Raw genomic sequence first — 17,709 nt, 5'->3', positions numbered from 1 at the left:
TTTTATTCATTGTAACAAGTTAGGTATGGTCAGGAAATAGCATAACAAATAGAGTGATTAAAACTGTGAATTTTGAACTTAGCGCTCGTGGCAAACAATATTTAGAAAAAGTTAAGCAATTCATGGCAACTGAAATTGAGCCTATTGAAGATGAGTTTTGGGCTGAGGTTCGACGGACTTGCGACCACGATGATTGGACCACATGGAAATGGCCGACCGCTTTGGAAACATTAAAAAATAAGGCAAAGGAAGCTGGTTTGTGGAATATGTTCTTACCTGATGACACATTAGGTGCGGGTCTGAATATTCAAGAATATGCTCATATCGCAGAACAAACGGGTCGTAGTTTTTTAGCCCCAACCGTTTTTAACTGTAATGCTCCAGATACTGGCAATATGGAAGTTTTATGGCGTTATGGGAATGAAGAGCAGAAAAAACAATGGTTAGCACCATTATTAAAAGGTGAAATTCGTTCAGTTTTTTGTATGACCGAGCCTGAAGTTGCATCAAGTGATGCCACCAATATGCAAACTACCGCGGTTATTGAGGGTGATGAAATCGTTCTCAATGGTCGAAAATGGTGGTCATCAGGTTTAGGTGATCCGAATGCTAAAATATTGATTGTGATGGCACGCACACCTGATGAAAATAAAGGTCAACACCAACAGCATTCGATGGTTTTAGTACCTATCGATACGGCTGGAATCAAGATTGAAAGAATGCTTCCAGTTTTTAATGAAACTGAGGCACCCCATGGTCACGGCGAAATCAGTTTTAATAATGTACGTGTACCCGTGAGTAATTTCATTAGCGAAGCTGGACAAGGCTTTGTAATTGCACAAGGGCGTTTAGGGCCAGGGCGGATACACCATTGTATGCGCTGTGTGGGGGCGTCGGAACGTGCTTTAGAATTGGCAATTGATCGTGGTATGAGTCGTACGGCATTTGGTCAGCCAATTTTAGAATTAGGCGGCAATAAAGAGCGTATTGCAGATGCCCGAATTGCGATTGATCAAGCTCGATTATTGACTTTGTATGCAGCTTGGAAAATGGATACCGTTGGAAATGTTGCAGCTATGACTGAAATTTCAGCCATTAAAGTAGTCGCACCCAATGTGATGCAACAAGTCATGGACATGGCGATTCAAATTCATGGTGGAATGGGAATATCAAATGATACGCCGTTGGTTCGTTTTTTTGCTCTTGCGCGAACTTTACGTTTAGCGGATGGTCCAGATGAAGTTCATAAACGTGTTATTAGTAAAATCGAGTTAAAAAAGCGGGGATATAGCCACCATCGAGCAGAGGGGAAATAACCATGTCTGTGATTGATGTTGGTGGTCAGGTACGTCAGGGTGAAGAACTCAACATAACTGCTATACAAGACTGGCTGTTTCAACAAGGTATTTGTTTAAAAGGTACACCAAAAATAACTCAATATTCGGGTGGGGCCTCTAATTGGACTTATCGGATTGAATCCGATAATCACGATTTGATTTTACGTCGCCCACCATCAGGCACAAAAGCAAAATCTGCTCATGATATGGTGCGGGAATATCGGGTGCAAAAAGCACTTAAGCCACTTTATCCTATGGTTCCAGAAATGGTGGCATTGTGTACAGATCACACCGTCATTGGTTGTGATTTTTATGTGATGGAACGTATCGAAGGCATAATTCTTCGGGCTGATCTGCCCCAAGACCTAAGTTTAAGTAGAGATCAGCTCAAAGTTCTCTGTACAAATATGCTGGACTCTTTAATCGCCTTACATCAACTCCCTTATCAAGGCACTGATTTAGAAATGCTAGGTAAAGGCGAGGGTTATTGTCGTCGCCAAGTTGAAGGATGGGATAAGCGTTATGAAAAAGCATTAACGCCTGATGTACCAAATTTCAGTGCGGTAAGACAATGGCTACATGCGCATGTCCCTCAAGACAGTAAAACGTGTGTCATTCATAACGATTGGCGATTTGATAACCTCATTTTAGATCGTCAACAACCTACCTCTATTATTGGGGTGTTGGATTGGGAAATGACGACGCTCGGCGATCCACTTATGGATTTAGGATGTGCTTTGGCTTATTGGGTACAAGATGACGATAACGCAATATTGAAATCTATGCGTCGTCAGCCAACCTATTTACAAGGCATGTTTTTACGTCAGGAAGTCGTGGACTATTATCTGCAAAAAACAGGTTTACATACCCACAATTGGACGTTTTACGAAGTATTTGGCTTATTTCGTTTAGCCGCTATTCTCCAGCAAATTTATTATCGTTATTACCATAAAGAAACTCAAAATCCCGATTTTAAAAATTTTGGGAGTTTTGTCGAAAATTTATATGAGCGTTGTTTACAACTGACTTCACAAAATCCATGAACATAAGGAAATGATATGGCTACAAATTTATTCGATTTGACTGGAAAAATAGCCTTAGTTACAGGTGCTAGTCGTGGTATTGGTGAGGAAATTGCCAAACTTTTAGCTGAACAAGGCGCACATGTGATTGTATCTAGTCGCAAGGTTGAAGATTGCCAACGCGTTGCTAATGAAATTATTGCAGCAAATGGTAAAGCGGAAGCTGCCGCTTGTCATGTGGGTAAACTAGAAGATATTGCAGAAATTTTTGAATATATTCGTAAAGAACATGGTCGTTTAGATATTTTAGTCAACAATGCAGCTGCCAATCCTTATTTTGGGCATATTTTGGATACTGATATTGGGGCCTATAACAAAACGGTTGATGTCAATATTCGTGGATATTTCTTTATGTCTGTCGAGGCAGGTAAATTAATGAAGGAACAGGGCGGCGGTGCAATTGTGAATACCGCATCTGTAAATGCCCTACAACCCGGAGACCAACAAGGTATTTATTCTATTACCAAAGCTGCGGTGGTGAATATGACCAAAGCATTTGCAAAAGAATGTGGACCATTGGGTATTCGAGTGAATGCTTTGTTACCAGGTCTTACAAAGACCAAATTTGCATCGGCACTATTTGAAAATGAAGATATTTATACAAGCTGGATGAGTTCAATTCCATTACGCCGTCACGCAGAGCCACGTGAAATGGCGGGAACGGTACTTTATCTGGTGTCCGATGCTGCGAGTTACACCAATGGTGAATGTATTGTGGTTGATGGTGGTTTAACTATTTAGGGAGGAATAGCAATGTACGAACATTATTCAGGTCAAGTGGTCTTAATCACAGGTGCGGCTAGTGGATTTGGTGCATTGCTGGCAGAGCGACTGGCAAAGTATGGTGCAAAATTAGTGTTGGGTGACTTGAATATTGAAGGGTTAAATACTGTAGTTGAACCGCTACGCCAAGCAGGAGTAGAGGTCGTTGCGCAAGTGTGTGATGTCAGCTGTGAAGCAGATGTACAGGCTTTGGTGCAAAGTGCAGTTACTCAGTTTGGTAGAATCGATGTCGGGATCAATAATGCAGGTATGAGTCCGCCTATGAAAAGCTTTATTGATACCGATGAAGCAGATCTGGATTTGAGTTTTGCCGTCAATGCCAAAGGTGTGTTCTTTGGAATGAAGCATCAAATTCGTCAGATGTTGCAACAAGGTGGTGGCATTATTCTGAATGTTGCTTCTGTTGCAGGTTTAGGCGCGGCTCCCAAATTGGCTGCCTATGCTGCGGCAAAGCATGCTGTGGTGGGATTAACCAAAACAGCAGCGATTGAATATGCAAATAAAGGCATTCGAGTTAATGCAATTTGTCCATTTTATACAACCACCCCGATGGTAGTCGACAGTGAACTCAAAGAGAAACAAGACTTTTTAGCGCAGGCCTCGCCAATGAAGCGTCTTGGCCATCCAAGCGAAGTGGTGGCAATGATGCTGATGATGTGTGCCAAAGAAAACTCATATCTCACAGGTCAAGCCATTGCAATTGATGGCGGCGTGACAGCTTATTAAAACATTTATTAAATACATCTTATTCATTTATTTAGGAAAAAATCATGACAATTAATTTAAGCAATCGAGTGGCTATTGTTACAGGTGCTGGCGCTGGTCTAGGGCGAGAACATGCACTATTACTGGCTCGTTTGGGTGCAAAAGTGGTCGTGAATGATCTGGGTAGTGATGTAAACGGAAAGGGCGGCTCAACCATGGCGGCCCAAAAAGTCGTGGATGAAATTATTGCAGCGGGTGGCGAGGCGATGGCAAATGGTGCTTCAGTCACTGATTTTGAACAAGTTCAACAGATGGTAGATGAAACTATTGCCCGCTGGGGTCGCATAGATATTTTAGTTAATAATGCTGGAATTCTCCGAGATAAAACCTTTAGCAAGATGGCTTTAGAAGATTTCCGTACAGTAATTGATGTACATCTCATGGGAGCCGTAAATTGCACTAAAGCTGTATGGGATATCATGCGCGAGCAAAAATATGGTCGTATTGTCATGACCACTTCATCCTCAGGTTTGTATGGCAATTTTGGGCAGTCCAACTACAGTGCTGCAAAAATGGCTTTGGTTGGGTTAATGCAGACGCTTGCTTTAGAAGGTGAAAAATCTAATGTTCGAGTGAACTGTCTAGCACCAACAGCAGCAACTCGTATGCTTGAAGGGTTGTTACCCGAAGACGCACTCAAAGCTCTTGCACCAAGCGCGGTCAGTCCGGCAATTGCGGCTTTAGTTGGCGAAGATGCACCCACCCGTATGATTCTTTGCGCTGGCGCAGGTAGTTTTGAAGCTGCCCACATTACCCTTACGCAAGGAATTTATTTAGGTACAGATGAACAAGTTCCTCATGTTTTAGCACAACGTTTAGCTGATGTTTCAGACCGAACAGATGAGTTTGTGCCTGTCAGAGGAGGCGCTCAGGGTGAGCTTGAGCTGAAAAAGGCTTCATTAATGGCAGGAGAATAATTTTGACAAAAAATACATTAAGCATCGAGCAACTCTTTGAGTTACAAGGCAAGGCACTCGGTAGCTCGGACTGGATTGCAATAGAGCAAACCATGATCAATACCTTTGCTGATGTAACACTGGATCGTCAATTTATTCATGTGGATGAAGAAGCTGCGCGTCAAACTCCCTTTGGCGGCACGATTGCGCATGGTTTCTTAACCCTATCTTTACTTTCAGCCATGGCTGCCCAAGTCATTCCGACTGTACAAGGGCAGCAATCTGCTGTGAATTATGGCATCAATAATTTGCGTTTCATCAGCCCTGTGCATAGCGGTAAGCGTGTGCGCGGACATTTTCACTTAAAAAATGTTTCCGAGAAAAATAAGGGCGTTTATCAACTGATCATGGAAGTCAGTATTGAAATTGAAAACCAAGCCAAGCCGGCACTTGTTACAGAGTGGCTTACACTTGTGAATGTATAGGAATAAACCATGAGCAATGAATTAATTCTCTCTCGCCGTGATGTAGATTTTTTGCTATTCGATTGGCTAAAAGTCGAAGAACTTAGTCAACGCAATTCTTTTGCAGGACAGGACCGTTTTGAATATACGTCTGTTTTAAACGTTTACGAGGCTTTGGCAACCGATTTATTTGCTCCTCATAATAAAAAAAATGACAGTAACGAACCTGTTTTTGATGGTGAGCGTGTGACCGTTAATCCTGAAGTCGGAGTCGCGCTTAAGGCCTTTGCTGATGCGGGTTTGATGAGTGCTGCTTTTCCATCAGATTGGAATGGTATGAACCTACCAAATACCATTGAGCGTACAGGTATGGCATATCTACTCGGTGCCAATTCAGGAACAGCAGGCTATGCCTTTTTAACCATTGGTAATGCAAATTTATTAATGGCCCATGGTGAACCTGAAAAAGTGAAACCCTATGTCAATGCAATGATGGAAGGTAAATGCTTCGGAACAATGTGTTTATCTGAACCACAAGCAGGTTCAAGTCTGGCTGATATTCGTACACGTGCGATTAAAACAAAAGATGGTCGTTATCGCTTGTTTGGAAACAAAATGTGGATTTCAGGCGGCGAACACGATATCTCTGACAATATTGTTCATTTGGTTTTGGCAAAAATTCCAGATGAAAATGGGCAATTACCCGCAGGTGTGCAAGGCATTTCACTGTTTACCGTACCGCGTAAATTACTCGATGAAAATGGACAACCAAGTGAACGCAACGATGTGGTGCTGGCTGGGATTAACCATAAAATGGGCTATCGGGGAACAGTTAACTGCGTGCTGAATTTTGGGGAAGGTCGTTTCACACCCGAAGGAGAAGCAGGCGCAATTGGTGAACTAGTTGGCGAAGCTGGTAAAGGGCTGGCCTATATGTTTCATATGATGAATGAAGCCCGAATTTCAGTTGGACTTGGCGCGGCAGCATTGGGATATACAGGTTATCTGCATGCTTTAGATTATGCAAAAAACCGACTACAAGGTCGCTCTCGTAGCGAACGTAATCCAAGTTCTCCACAGATCCCACTCATTCAACATGCAGATGTTCGCCGTATGCTCTTAGCACAAAAAGCGTATGTCTCAGGTGCGTTGGCACTCTGCCTATATGCAGCCAGATTAACCGATGATATTCAATCATTAGAAGATGATGAGCAACGCAATCAAGCCAATCAATTACTTGATCTATTAACGCCTGTGGTGAAAAGCTGGTCTTCTGAATGGGGACTTGTGGCAAATGATTTAGCAATTCAAGTTCATGGTGGCTACGGTTATACCCGTGAATATAACGTTGAACAGTTTTATCGGGACAATCGACTTAACCCAATCCATGAAGGAACATTTGGCATTCAGGCACTTGATTTATTAGGACGTAAAACTCGTCTTAATCATGGGCTGTCGATGAAATTATTACATGAAAAAATCATCAGTACGATTGCACAAGCCAAAGCAGAGCCTTCTTTAAAAGATCATGCAGATCACTTAGCTCAAAAGTGGCAACTCATCCAAAATGTAACAGAGAAATTACATGCCTTAACCGATGTAGAACTCCAACTGGCAAATGCTGCTAATTATCTGGAAGCTTTTGGACATCTTGTGGTGGGATGGTTGTGGCTTGATCAGGCCGTAGTCATTCATAAACTCATGCCAAATTCAACAGACCCTGATTTTCTGCGTGGGAAGCTTGCAGCTTGTGATTATTTCTTTGGTTGGGAAATGCCAAAAATTATAAGTTGGTTAGCAGTGCTTGATCCGGTAGAGACAACTCCACTCACTATGCCAGAAGAATGGTTCTAGTAAGAATCATTCCTTAAACACGCCGTTGAATGGTCAGGAGAAGTACCTAAGTTTATTGAAGATGTGTTATGTCACGGTATCAATGGGAGATGTGGAATCAGCCAGTCTATTTGAAGTTGCTTAATAAAAACCACCATATAGAAACAAACTTCGGGCGTTCGGTATAAGAGCGCCCTAATAAGTAAAAATAAAAAATCTAGGACGGATTAAAAAGATGAAAAAGAAAACTTTAGTCATGGTAATGGCTTCATTTTGTACGAGCCCACTCTATGCAGCAGCATTTGATCGAACAGGACAATCAATTTCTGCATTTCTACAACCTGATAATTATTTTGAGGCAAGTTTATCTGTTTCAGACACTTCATTAGAAGGACAAGAAGCGGGTACGAACCCAACGCGTAATGCTATTTCTGATATTGCAAATTCTGATTATCGCCCCAGTGCAGCTTTGAAATTACAGTTAGCCCCGCAGTTTTCATTTGGCTTTCTTTATGATCAGCCATTTACATCCGACTCAGAATATTATGGAAACAACAGCTTTGTTGCTACACCAAATGATACGGTGCTAGTACCAGGCATGAGTTCTGCAACACTTGCCCAAAAGACAGGTAGAGAAGTAGTGACAGGGAACAGCAAATCGAATTTCGATATGCAAAATTTTAGTCTGATTTTTGGCTATCAACCTGATAAAAACTGGAATTTTTATGCAGGCCTTGTTTATCAGACTTTTAAAAGCAACGTCAACTTAAGAGGTCAAGTTTTCAGTTTATATAATGGCTATGACTTTGAAGCCAAAGAAGTTGGCGATTGGGGATGGACGGCAGGATTGGCTTATCAAATTCCCGAAAAAGCCATTAAAGCCTCATTAACCTATCGTTCAGAAATTATGCATGAAGTGACTGCCAATGAAAATGCACCAATGGTTGATATGTTAAGTACGCAACAAGGTCGTGATTTTCTTGATCAGCATTTGGCGTATATGGTTTCTATAGGGCAACTCACTGAATCACGTAAAGAAGCGCTCAATCATATTGTGGCGGGCTTACCAGATGCAGGAACCTCAGGTCCAACTAAATTTAGAGCACCTGAGTCAGTGAATTTGGAATTTCAGACCGGATTACGCAAAGGCACTTTATTGTTTGGTAACGTGCGTTGGGTTCACTGGAATGATTTTGAGTTTGAACCGTATCGTTTTGGCGAAATCTCAGAAGTTGTTGGGGTTCTATCGACACCAAGTCGTCCAAATGGTTTTAATTTGGTTCGCTATTATGACGATCAATGGTCTGCCAATCTTGGAATTGGTCAACGTCTGAGTGATAAATGGTCAGGTTCAGTTTCTATTGGATGGGATTCGGGTGCAGGAGAACGTGTGTCCACAGGCGGGCCAGCGAAAGGTTATTACAATGTTGGTCTTGGTGCGCAATATAGTCCAACTGCAAAATACTTTATTTCAGGTGGAATGAAGTATCTATGGTTAGGTGATGCCAAAGGCCAGCTTGGTGCTCAGGCAGGCAGTGAATATTATGTCGGTGAATATAAAAATAACTATTCAATTGGTTATGGTTTGAAAATTGGTTATAAATTTTAACTTAATAATAATGACATAGATGACACAGAAGAAAATCGAAATTCCTATCTATCATAAAGGACGATAAGATGACAAATCAGATCTGGTTAGATGAATATAAGCAATGGAATATTGAAAGTACGATTACATTGCCTGATGAACAGACTTCACTTCTCGATTTTTGGGACAACAGTTTTAATAAGTTTCAGCAAAGAAATGCTTTTATATTTGCAGACAAATCTTTTTCTTATGCTGAAATCGATTTATATAGCCGAAAAGTAGCAACCTTCTTGCAAAGTTTAGGGGTAGAAAAAGGTACACGTGTTGCCGTAATGATGCCCAATATTATTCAATATCCGATTATTTCACTTGCCGTGATTCGCGCAGGTTACATTCTGGTCAATATTAATCCACTCTATACAGCACGTGAATTAAAGCATCAATTAAATGATGCAGGTGCAAAAGTCTTATTTATATTGGAACAGTTTTTACCTGTTTATGAGGCTGTCAAAGAGCAGGTGTCGGTTGAGCAGATTATTACGACCACGATGACTGAAATGTTAGTCGAACAAGCTGCTAAATTAGACACATCAGATTCAAAAAACTATAGTTTTAAGCAAATCTTATTGAAGGTAAATGCCCAAGACTATATACGTCCTGAACTTGTTCTTGATGATACTGTGCTTTTGCAATATACGGGTGGAACAACAGGTGTATCAAAGGGTGCGGAACTAACCCATAAAAATATTGTCGCCAATTTATTACAAAATAACGTGGTTTTTAAAAGCTATTTTGGTGACCGAGATGCTTTTGAAGATGAAATAGCGATCTGTGCTTTACCGCTCTATCATATTTTTGGTTTTACTGTCTGTTTGCTGCACAGCGCGATGAATAAAGGTTATGCCACTGTTTTAGTTCCAAACCCTCGTGATTTAGATGCTCTCGTGCATTGTTTTGAAAAATATCGCCCTACAGTTTTTCCTGCCGTAAATACTTTATTTAATGCGCTACTTAATCATGAAGGCTTTAATCAATTGGACCATAGCCGTTTGGAAATTACCACAGGCGGCGGTATGGCAATTTTGAAATCCACGGCCGATGGATGGGAAAAACTGACTGGGCGTATTATCCGTGAAGGATATGGCTTATCAGAAACCTCACCAGTTGCTACCTTTAACCCGCCAATCTCTAATCTGTTTAGTGGCACGATCGGTATTCCTGTACCGAGTACAGATATTGCTATTTTGGATGATGAAGGTAATCAATTAGCACCCGGTGAAACTGGAGAAATTGCAATTCGTGGCCCGCAGGTCATGAAAGGTTACTGGAATTTGCCTGAAGAAACTAAAGCAGTCATGACGGATGATGGTTTCTTTAGAACCGGTGATATTGGCTTCATGAATGAAAAAGGCTATACCAAAATCATTGACCGTAAGAAAGACATGATTTTAGTTTCAGGTTTTAATGTTTTTCCAAACGAAATTGAAGAAGTTTTAGCTCAACATCCAAAAATTTTGGAAGTCGCCGTGGTTGGCATTGCAGATGAAAAATCGGGTGAAGTGCCTAAAGCCTTTATTGTTAAAAAAGATGATTCTTTATCGGTTGAAGAAATCCAGACCTATGCAAAAGAAAACCTGACAGGCTACAAACAACCACGCTATATTCAATTTATTAATGAATTACCCAAGTCGAATGTGGGTAAAATTTTAAGAAAAGAACTAAAGGTTTAATAAGAATTTTTAATTTTTTAATTAAAAACATAAGTGTATTGGACTAGAAGGTCCATAAATAAATGGAAAAAGGAATGAGATTATGGGTTCAGGATTAATTACCGTATTTTTACCAATTGCACTTGCAATTATTATGGCTGGTTTAGGTCTAGAGCTGACCGTAAATGACTTCAAACGTGTACGACAACACCCAAAAGCAGTTTTTATCGCATTATTTTGCCAACTGGTTATTTTAGTCAGTATTGCTTTTATTATTTGTAAGGTTCTTGCTTTACCGCCATTACTCGCTGTGGGATTAATGCTACTTTCTGCATCACCGGGTGGGCCAACTGCTAATTTATTTAGTTATCTCTATAAAGGTGATATCGCTTTAAATATTACTTTAACGGCTATAAATTCGGTGATTGCTGCCTTTACACTTCCATTAATTGTGAATTTTGCAATACAACACTTTATGGAAAATGGACAAAACGTTGGTTTGCAATTCTCTAAAATCATACAAGTTTTTTTAATTATTTTAGTACCCGTGTGTATTGGGATGTTAGTCCGTCATTTTTCACCGCATATGGCTGAAAAGCTCAATAAACCTGTACGTATTTTTGCTATCGTTTTTCTCGTATCCATCATCATATTGGCAATTGCGCGAGATTACCAAAATCTGATGACGTATATTGGGCAAATTGGATTGGCAACTTTGTTGTTCTGCGTATGTAGTTTAATGGTGGGCTATTTTGTTCCACGATTATTTGGTGTAAATAGCTTTCAGGCAAAAGCTTGTGCGTTTGAAATTGGGATTCATAACAGTACTTTAGCCATGACCATTGCGTTTACAGTAATGGCAAGTAGTATGGCCGCTATGCCAGCAGCAGTTTATTCATTATTTATGTACATTGTTGCAGCAATTTTTGGCACATTGCTAAATCGTCTAGAAAAGAAAGAAATAGCACAAATATCAACTACCACCTAAAGTGAAATCAAAGCATCTTTAGTAATATCTATCAAATAAAGATATTCATGATCAGCAAATCTTTACAGTTTGAATTAAAAAAGGAGGCCACTACCTCCTTTTTTAATTCTCAAGATCGAATATGTTGATGGCTAACTAAATACCGTTATTCTCTGAACTGTCTCTTACATCAAAGAATATAAAAAATAATAAGTCTTTGTTTCATGAGAGCGCTCACCACCAGCTTGATGGCAGCTAAGCTGGTGTACAGTCTAAGTGATGCTTATTGCTTCAAAGGAATCCAGCCAGGCATGCCTTGAATGATGGCCCAAAGCTTCTGTGGGATCTTGAGAGCATCTATCTTGGTTGGATCAAGTTCGAAGTTCACTTCCTGTTCTTGTTTAAGATCATCGACCCAGCCTGGATTGATGATAAGTCCGCGTCCAACCGAAACCATAGATAGCCCAGTATCCAGTGCTTGCTTGGCTTGATCTGGTGTCAGAATGCCACCAGCGGCCAAAACAGGCACACGGTCGTCGACCCGATTAATGATGTGGCTGATAATGGATGGTCCTGTTGGATCGTCAATAGGGCAGTCAGTCAACAGGTTAGCCAAAGAGACATGAATATAATCGACCCCGAGGTCTAACAATTGGTCAATAAAATTAAGAGTTTGATCAATACGGTAACCTTCATCGACTGTCTCTTCAGGTGAAAGGCGGACACCGATAGCAAATGGGCGGTCAGCATAATTTGCTATGACGCGCTTGATTTCTGCAACGACGGCTAATGGGAGCCTCATGCGATTTTCTAACGAGCCACCCCATTCATCGGTGCGTGTATTGGTAGCTGGCGACAGGAAATTTTGCAAAAGAAAACCATGGGCGCCATGCACTTCTATTCCGTCAAAACCCGCCTCAATACCGCGTCTTGTTGCTTCACCGAATGCCTTGATCATCTGCAAGATTTCATCGCTTGTCAGTGCCCGAGGTGTCAGCGGTGCCATGAAAGGAGTAGCTTTTGTCAAGATCGCGCTCGAGCTCACAACATCTGCATCGGGAATGAGATGAGGGAGTGCCTTGTTGCCTGCATGAAATAGCTGAAGAATGGCTGGTGCGTCACCACTCTTTGCAGCGTCAGCAAGCCGCTTAAGACTTGGAATATAGCTGTCGTCAGCAGCAGAAAACTCATTTGTGAATCCAATACCATTCGCGGTGACTTGGGCACAGCCGCTAATGACCAAACCCACACCTTTAACGCGAAGACGGTAATAGGCTTCCTCTTCATCCGAGATTTGAAAATCATCAGTGCTTGACCAAGTTGTCATTGGCGACATCACAATACGATTGCGAAGAGTTATGCCTGAAGCAAGCTTAAGAGGATGGAAGAAATGATTGAGTGCAGACATCAAATAGACTCTAAAAAGGTGTAAGTCTTAATGGTATATATTATAAACCTAGTGTCAATTAGGTACTTTAAGTAGACTAGGTATACTCACGTAAACCACCTCAAACTTCATTTTCATAGTAATTACTTGCCACACTGTATGATGTGACTCTCAATCAAGATGGCTAAGCGAGTGGATTGAGAGCTTGTTGTTCAAGCGTTTAGATTGGTATAAAATTTAAACCTAGTACCACATTGGTATGTAGTTGTTCGGGGAGAGTCATGGAACATTCGATGTTAGTTATTGAACCGCAGTGTTTTTCATCAGATTGCCCAAGCAGAGCCTTATTTGATCAAATTGCAGATAAATGGTCGATGATGGTATTGGCTGTTTTAGAGGATGGTCCACATCGTTTTAATGCGATTAAGCGTCGTTTGGAAGGTGTTACACAAAAGGCTCTGACCCAGTGTCTGCGCCGTTTGGAGCGTAATGGACTTATTTCCCGCCATGTGATTTCGTCTCCACTGGCTGTTCAATATGAAATCACGCCTCTGGGCAATACCTTGCAGCAACCCTTACGACAACTGCATGCGTGGACAATTGATAAGCTTCCAATGGTTGAACACGCTCGAAATGCATTCGATCTGCAAAATTCTGTATAAATAATTTCTAACCGTGCTCATATCCTAAGAAATAAGCTAATTTTTACTGAGGAGGTAGGGTAAAACTACAACTACCTCTAGGTTGTGAATTGTTAATGCATCTGTAAAGTACTAACTATTTCTTAGTAATATCAATAGAAACTAAAACAGATAAATAAGGCATATTTTAAATATAAAAAGGCCATGTTTGAGCTTAATAAATTAAAAAAGATAGATTTTTAATTATTTACGATCCGCTTCTCAAGCATATCCATAAAAGTTTTTAAAATAATATTGTGGTTTTTGCCTTTATGGGTAATTAAGCAAATCGGTGTGCTGTAATGCATTTTTTCCTTTGAAACAGCTTGCATAAAGCCATCTTCAACCCATTTTTTAGCATAGTGGTCGGGTAAAAAACCTAAAAATTTTCCAGTTAAAATCAGAAATGCAATTCCTTCACGGTCACTTGCTGTCGCTTTACAGTCTAAAAGCTGGTGCAATTTTGCTGCTTCTGGAGTGATGGCGTAATTGGGGAGTACCGCTTGCCAGGTTTTTAACTTATCTAAATTGAGGTTGCTACATTTGCCAAACAAGGGATGGTTTTTACCGCAATACAAAAATGAACTTTCACTATATAAATCAAAATATTCTAGGCCAGATAAAGGGGTAACAAGGGGAATTGCTCCAGCGTGTAAACGGTTATCTAGCACACGGCACTCAATATCTGAAAGTGTGCTCATACTAATGTTAATAATCACTTCAGAATGTTCTTCGGCAAGTTGTGCCAGCGTATTGGTAATATAGCCACTTGGCATGGTCACAAGGTTATTAATAATGCCTATATTAAATTCGCCCTTTAGACGGTTATGCATCTGATTAACTTTAGAGCGAAAGTCTTCGATAGAGGCGGTGAGCACTTCTATATATTCTAAAATTTCCCGTCCTTCATCCGTCAGTGCAAATCCTGCGCGACCACGTTGACAAAGCCGAATGCCCAGACGATTTTCTAAATCACTCATATGCAGACTAATTGCTGAGCGGCTAATACCAAGAATACTTTCGGCAGACGTAAAGCTATGACAGTCACAAACTGTTTTAAAAATTTTAAGCAATTTAATATCAAAATCAGTGACTTGATTTAATTTTTTAGGTTTCATTTAGTTTTGTTTTTTTAAATCTAAACTCAAGATAATTTGAATTTATCAAAACTATATCGCTATGTACACTCAAAAAATAGCCTCAAAACAAGAAGAGTGATTATGTTTGATATCGACAAATTAACTGATGGTGATTCTGCATCAGAAACCGTTCAATCAAATGCTCAGATGAGCTTAAATTATCAAGCGCATTGGATGCCATTTTCTGCAAATCGTAATTTCCATAAAGATCCGCGCATGATTGTTGGTGCTAAAGGATCTTATTTAATTGATAGCGCAGGACGCGAAGTCTACGACTCTTTGTCGGGCCTTTGGACTTGTGGTGCAGGACATACGCTTCCAGAAATTCAGCAAGCCGTAAGCACTCAGTTGGCAAAGTTGGATTACTCTCCGGCATTTCAGTTTGGTCATCCTTTGTCATTTCAATTGGCTGAACGAATTATTCAGCATATGCCTGAAAAATTGCAGCATGTGTTCTTTACCGACTCGGGTTCAGAGTCTGCCGACACCGCAATTAAAATGGCGCGAGCATATTGGCGAATTAAAGGTAAACCAAGCAAAACCAAATTGATTGGTCGCGCACGTGGCTACCATGGGGTAAACGTTGCAGGAACCAGCCTTGGAGGCATTGGTGGCAATCGTAAAATGTTTGGTCAGCTCATGGATGTAGACCACTTACCGCACACCTTGCAGCCCGATTTAAGTTTTACCAAAGGCTGTGCTGAAACAGGTGGTGTAGAACTTGCCAATGAAATGCTTAAGTTAATTGAGCTGCACGATGCATCGAATATTGCCGCTGTCATTGTAGAACCAGTTTCTGGTTCGGCAGGATGCATTGTGCCGCCGACTGGTTATTTAAAACGCTTAAGAGAAATCTGCGACCAACATGATATCTTGCTGATTTTCGATGAAGTCATTACTGGTTTTGGACGAATGGGGAAATGGACTGCTTCAGAATATTTTGACGTTACGCCAGATATTTTAAATTTTGCCAAACAAATTACCAACGGCGCTATTCCGCTTGGTGGAGTGGTGGCAAGCCATGAAATTTATGATGCATTTATGCAGCAAGATTTACCAGAACATGCGGTTGAGTTCACCCATGGTTATACCTATTCGGCGCATCCGGTGGCTTGTGCGGCTGCTTTAGCAACACTCGACGTTTTAGAAAAGAAAAATTTAATCCATCAATCGGCTGCTCTAGCTCCAAGCTTTGAAAAACTTTTACATGAATTAAAAGGCGCTCCAAACATTCTTGATATACGCAACTGCGGGCTGATTGGTGCTGTGCAATTAGCACCGCGTGATGGCGATGCGACAATTCGTGGTTTCGAAATTGGCATGCAACTTTGGAAAGCGGGTTTCTATGTCCGTTTTGGCGGCGACACACTCCAATTTGGCCCGATGTTTAATAGCACAGAAACAGAATTGCAAAGACTCCTGAATGCCGTCGGTGAGGCAATTTATCAAGTCAAATAACATTGATCGACTTAAAACTTAATTGGAAAAGATGAATAGATATAAGGAATAAAGATGAACACTTTAGAGAATTTTGATAGTAATGCAGTTACGAACACAGATACAGATTCAACTCAGCAATCCGTTAAAGTGGTAGGGCATTTTATTGATGGTGGACTCGTCACTAAAACCACCAAGAAACAACCTGTTTATAATCCTGCGACTGGTGAGAGTACTAAAGATGTTGCACTTGCAGACGCAGAGCTGGTCAACCAAGTGGTTCAAATTGCAGAGCAAGCTTTTCCTGCATGGCGTGATACACCAGTAATTAAGCGTGCACGTGTTATGTTTAAATTTAAGCAATTACTTGAAGAAAATGCTGACAAGCTTTGCGAGCTGATTGGTGAAGAACACGGAAAAATTTGTCACGATGCAAAAGGTGAATTACAGCGCGGGATTGAAAATGTTGAATATGCATGTGGCGCGCCTGAGTTTTTAAAAGGTGAATATTCAAAAAATGTCGGGCCAGATATTGATTCATGGAGCGAATTTCAACCGCTAGGTGTGGTTGCCGGTATTACACCTTTTAACTTTCCAGCAATGGTTCCATTGTGGATGTTCCCAATGGCGATTGTTTGCGGTAACTGTTTTATTTTAAAACCTTCAGAAAAAGCGCCGTCGGCTGCGTTATTTCTAGCGGAGCTATTAAAACAAGCAGGGTTGCCTGATGGTGTTTTCAATGTTGTAAATGGTGATAAAGAAGCTGTTGATGCATTGTTGCATCATCCAAAAATTCAAGCGGTAAGTTTTGTCGGATCAACCCCAATTGCAGAGTACATTTACCGGACAGCAACGGCGAGTGGTAAGCGTTGCCAAGCGTTAGGAGGGGCTAAAAATCACGCGATTATTATGCCAGATGCCGATATTGATAATGTGGTGACTTCTTTGTTAGGTGCTGCATTTGGTTCATCTGGAGAGCGCTGCATGGCACTTTCAGTTTCGGTTGCAATTGGTGATGCAGTTGCAGATGTTGTGATTGAAAAATTAAAACAAGAAATGAAGCAATTGAAGTTTGGTCACTATGCAGATGAGCGTAATGACTTCGGACCGCTCATTACGCAAGCACATAAAGATAAAGTACAAGCTTTTATTCAAAGTGCAGAGCAACAAGGTGCTAAAATTGTTGTGGATGGTCGTGATGCAAAACCAGCAGGTTATGAGAAAGGTTTTTTTGTTGGGCCAACTTTAATTGATCAAGTTTCACCAGACATGACAAGTTACCAGCAAGAAATATTTGGTCCTGTTTTACAGGTCATTCGTGTCCAAACCATGCAAGATGCAATGCAACTGATTAATGACCACGAATATGGCAATGGAACGTGTATCTACACTCGTGATGGTGAAGCAGCACGCTATTTTACCAGCAATATTCAAGTTGGAATGGTAGGGGTCAATGTGCCATTACCTGTGCCAGTTGCATACCACAGTTTTGGTGGCTGGAAACGTTCATTGTTTGGTGATTTATATGCGTATGGGCCAGATGGTGTGCGTTTTTATACACGCCGTAAAACCATTACCCAACGTTGGCCTTCGACACAAGTCCGTGAATCCAAACAGTTCGCTATGCCTACATTAAATTGAT

15 protein-coding genes are annotated in these 17,709 nt (G+C 40.9%); 13 read left to right on the top strand and 2 right to left on the bottom strand.

Going from position 1 to position 17,709, the window contains the following annotated elements; translation table 11 throughout:
* Window positions 1–65: 65 nt before the first annotated feature.
* From BMW38_RS04065 to BMW38_RS04020, 10 genes are all read left to right on the top strand, one after another.
* Window positions 66–1,316, top strand: coding sequence for an acyl-CoA dehydrogenase family protein (locus tag BMW38_RS04065; RefSeq protein WP_092706140.1), 1,251 nt, complete (start codon window positions 66–68; stop codon window positions 1,314–1,316).
* A gap of 2 nt (window positions 1,317–1,318) precedes the next feature.
* On the top strand, window positions 1,319–2,380 hold the full coding sequence (locus tag BMW38_RS04060; protein WP_092705946.1) for a phosphotransferase family protein: 1,062 nt from the start codon (window positions 1,319–1,321) through the stop codon (window positions 2,378–2,380).
* 15 nt (window positions 2,381–2,395) lie between these two features.
* Complete coding sequence (locus BMW38_RS04055; protein ID WP_092705944.1) at window positions 2,396–3,160, top strand: SDR family oxidoreductase; 765 nt, start codon at window positions 2,396–2,398, stop codon at window positions 3,158–3,160.
* A 12-nt stretch (window positions 3,161–3,172) separates the two neighbouring features.
* Window positions 3,173–3,928, top strand: a complete 756-nt coding sequence (locus tag BMW38_RS04050; RefSeq protein WP_092705942.1) for an SDR family NAD(P)-dependent oxidoreductase — start codon at window positions 3,173–3,175, stop codon at window positions 3,926–3,928.
* A 44-nt stretch (window positions 3,929–3,972) separates the two neighbouring features.
* Window positions 3,973–4,884 carry an SDR family NAD(P)-dependent oxidoreductase gene (locus BMW38_RS04045; protein WP_092705940.1) on the top strand — a complete coding sequence of 304 codons (912 nt, stop codon included), beginning with the start codon at window positions 3,973–3,975 and terminating at the stop codon, window positions 4,882–4,884.
* Window positions 4,885–4,886: 2 nt separating this feature from the next.
* Window positions 4,887–5,348, top strand: coding sequence for a MaoC family dehydratase (locus BMW38_RS04040; protein ID WP_092705938.1), 462 nt, complete (start codon window positions 4,887–4,889; stop codon window positions 5,346–5,348).
* Window positions 5,349–5,357: 9 nt separating this feature from the next.
* Window positions 5,358–7,181 carry an acyl-CoA dehydrogenase gene (locus tag BMW38_RS04035; protein WP_092705936.1) on the top strand — a complete coding sequence of 608 codons (1,824 nt, stop codon included), beginning with the start codon at window positions 5,358–5,360 and terminating at the stop codon, window positions 7,179–7,181.
* 214 nt (window positions 7,182–7,395) lie between these two features.
* Window positions 7,396–8,769, top strand: a complete 1,374-nt coding sequence (locus BMW38_RS04030; protein WP_092705934.1) for a long-chain fatty acid transporter — start codon at window positions 7,396–7,398, stop codon at window positions 8,767–8,769.
* Window positions 8,770–8,837: 68 nt separating this feature from the next.
* Window positions 8,838–10,478, top strand: a complete 1,641-nt coding sequence (locus BMW38_RS04025; protein ID WP_092705932.1) for an AMP-binding protein — start codon at window positions 8,838–8,840, stop codon at window positions 10,476–10,478.
* A gap of 82 nt (window positions 10,479–10,560) precedes the next feature.
* Window positions 10,561–11,445, top strand: a complete 885-nt coding sequence (locus BMW38_RS04020) for a bile acid:sodium symporter family protein (protein ID WP_092705930.1) — start codon at window positions 10,561–10,563, stop codon at window positions 11,443–11,445.
* A 262-nt stretch (window positions 11,446–11,707) separates the two neighbouring features.
* Here the strand turns inward: BMW38_RS04020 and BMW38_RS04015 are convergent, their stop codons facing one another.
* Window positions 11,708–12,832 carry an NADH-dependent flavin oxidoreductase gene (locus tag BMW38_RS04015; RefSeq protein ID WP_092705928.1) on the bottom strand — a complete coding sequence of 375 codons (1,125 nt, stop codon included), beginning with the start codon at window positions 12,830–12,832 and terminating at the stop codon, window positions 11,708–11,710.
* Between the two features lie 260 nt (window positions 12,833–13,092).
* On the opposite strand from BMW38_RS04015, the gene BMW38_RS04010 reads away from it, so the two are divergent.
* Window positions 13,093–13,473 (top strand): winged helix-turn-helix transcriptional regulator, encoded by a 381-nt coding sequence (locus BMW38_RS04010; protein WP_092705926.1) that lies wholly within the window; start codon window positions 13,093–13,095, stop codon window positions 13,471–13,473.
* A gap of 218 nt (window positions 13,474–13,691) precedes the next feature.
* Here the strand turns inward: BMW38_RS04010 and BMW38_RS04005 are convergent, their stop codons facing one another.
* Window positions 13,692–14,609, bottom strand: coding sequence for a LysR family transcriptional regulator (locus BMW38_RS04005; protein ID WP_092705924.1), 918 nt, complete (start codon window positions 14,607–14,609; stop codon window positions 13,692–13,694).
* A gap of 96 nt (window positions 14,610–14,705) precedes the next feature.
* Between BMW38_RS04005 and BMW38_RS04000 the strand changes: the two genes are divergently transcribed.
* Window positions 14,706–16,088 carry an aspartate aminotransferase family protein gene (locus BMW38_RS04000; protein ID WP_092705922.1) on the top strand — a complete coding sequence of 461 codons (1,383 nt, stop codon included), beginning with the start codon at window positions 14,706–14,708 and terminating at the stop codon, window positions 16,086–16,088.
* A gap of 54 nt (window positions 16,089–16,142) precedes the next feature.
* Entirely contained in the window at window positions 16,143–17,708 is a 1,566-nt protein-coding gene (locus BMW38_RS03995) for a CoA-acylating methylmalonate-semialdehyde dehydrogenase (protein WP_092705920.1), read from the top strand.
* Window position 17,709: the final 1 nt, after the last annotated feature.

Origin of the sequence: Acinetobacter sp. yr461 (genome assembly GCF_900110445.1) — a bacterium.
GTDB lineage: Bacteria > Pseudomonadota > Gammaproteobacteria > Pseudomonadales > Moraxellaceae > Acinetobacter > Acinetobacter calcoaceticus.
The sequence above is the reverse complement of the archived record's forward strand: the minus strand, read 5'-3'. Positions and strand labels throughout refer to the sequence as shown.

Excerpts from the sequence above, each read along its gene's own strand:
- BMW38_RS04060 (WP_092705946.1), top strand. The coding sequence starts at position 1,319 with ATGTCTGTGATTGATGTTGGTGGTCAGGTACGTCAGGGTGAAGAACTC.
- BMW38_RS04055 (WP_092705944.1), top strand. The coding sequence starts at position 2,396 with ATGGCTACAAATTTATTCGATTTGACTGGAAAAATAGCCTTAGTTACA.
- BMW38_RS04050 (WP_092705942.1), top strand. The coding sequence starts at position 3,173 with ATGTACGAACATTATTCAGGTCAAGTGGTCTTAATCACAGGTGCGGCT.
- BMW38_RS04045 (WP_092705940.1), top strand. The coding sequence starts at position 3,973 with ATGACAATTAATTTAAGCAATCGAGTGGCTATTGTTACAGGTGCTGGC.
- BMW38_RS04035 (WP_092705936.1), top strand. The coding sequence starts at position 5,358 with ATGAGCAATGAATTAATTCTCTCTCGCCGTGATGTAGATTTTTTGCTA.
- BMW38_RS04030 (WP_092705934.1), top strand. The coding sequence starts at position 7,396 with ATGAAAAAGAAAACTTTAGTCATGGTAATGGCTTCATTTTGTACGAGC.
- BMW38_RS04025 (WP_092705932.1), top strand. The coding sequence starts at position 8,838 with ATGACAAATCAGATCTGGTTAGATGAATATAAGCAATGGAATATTGAA.
- BMW38_RS04020 (WP_092705930.1), top strand. The coding sequence starts at position 10,561 with ATGGGTTCAGGATTAATTACCGTATTTTTACCAATTGCACTTGCAATT.
- BMW38_RS04015 (WP_092705928.1), bottom strand. The coding sequence starts at position 12,832 with ATGTCTGCACTCAATCATTTCTTCCATCCTCTTAAGCTTGCTTCAGGC.
- BMW38_RS04010 (WP_092705926.1), top strand. The coding sequence starts at position 13,093 with ATGGAACATTCGATGTTAGTTATTGAACCGCAGTGTTTTTCATCAGAT.
- BMW38_RS04005 (WP_092705924.1), bottom strand. The coding sequence starts at position 14,609 with ATGAAACCTAAAAAATTAAATCAAGTCACTGATTTTGATATTAAATTG.
- BMW38_RS03995 (WP_092705920.1), top strand. The coding sequence starts at position 16,143 with ATGAACACTTTAGAGAATTTTGATAGTAATGCAGTTACGAACACAGAT.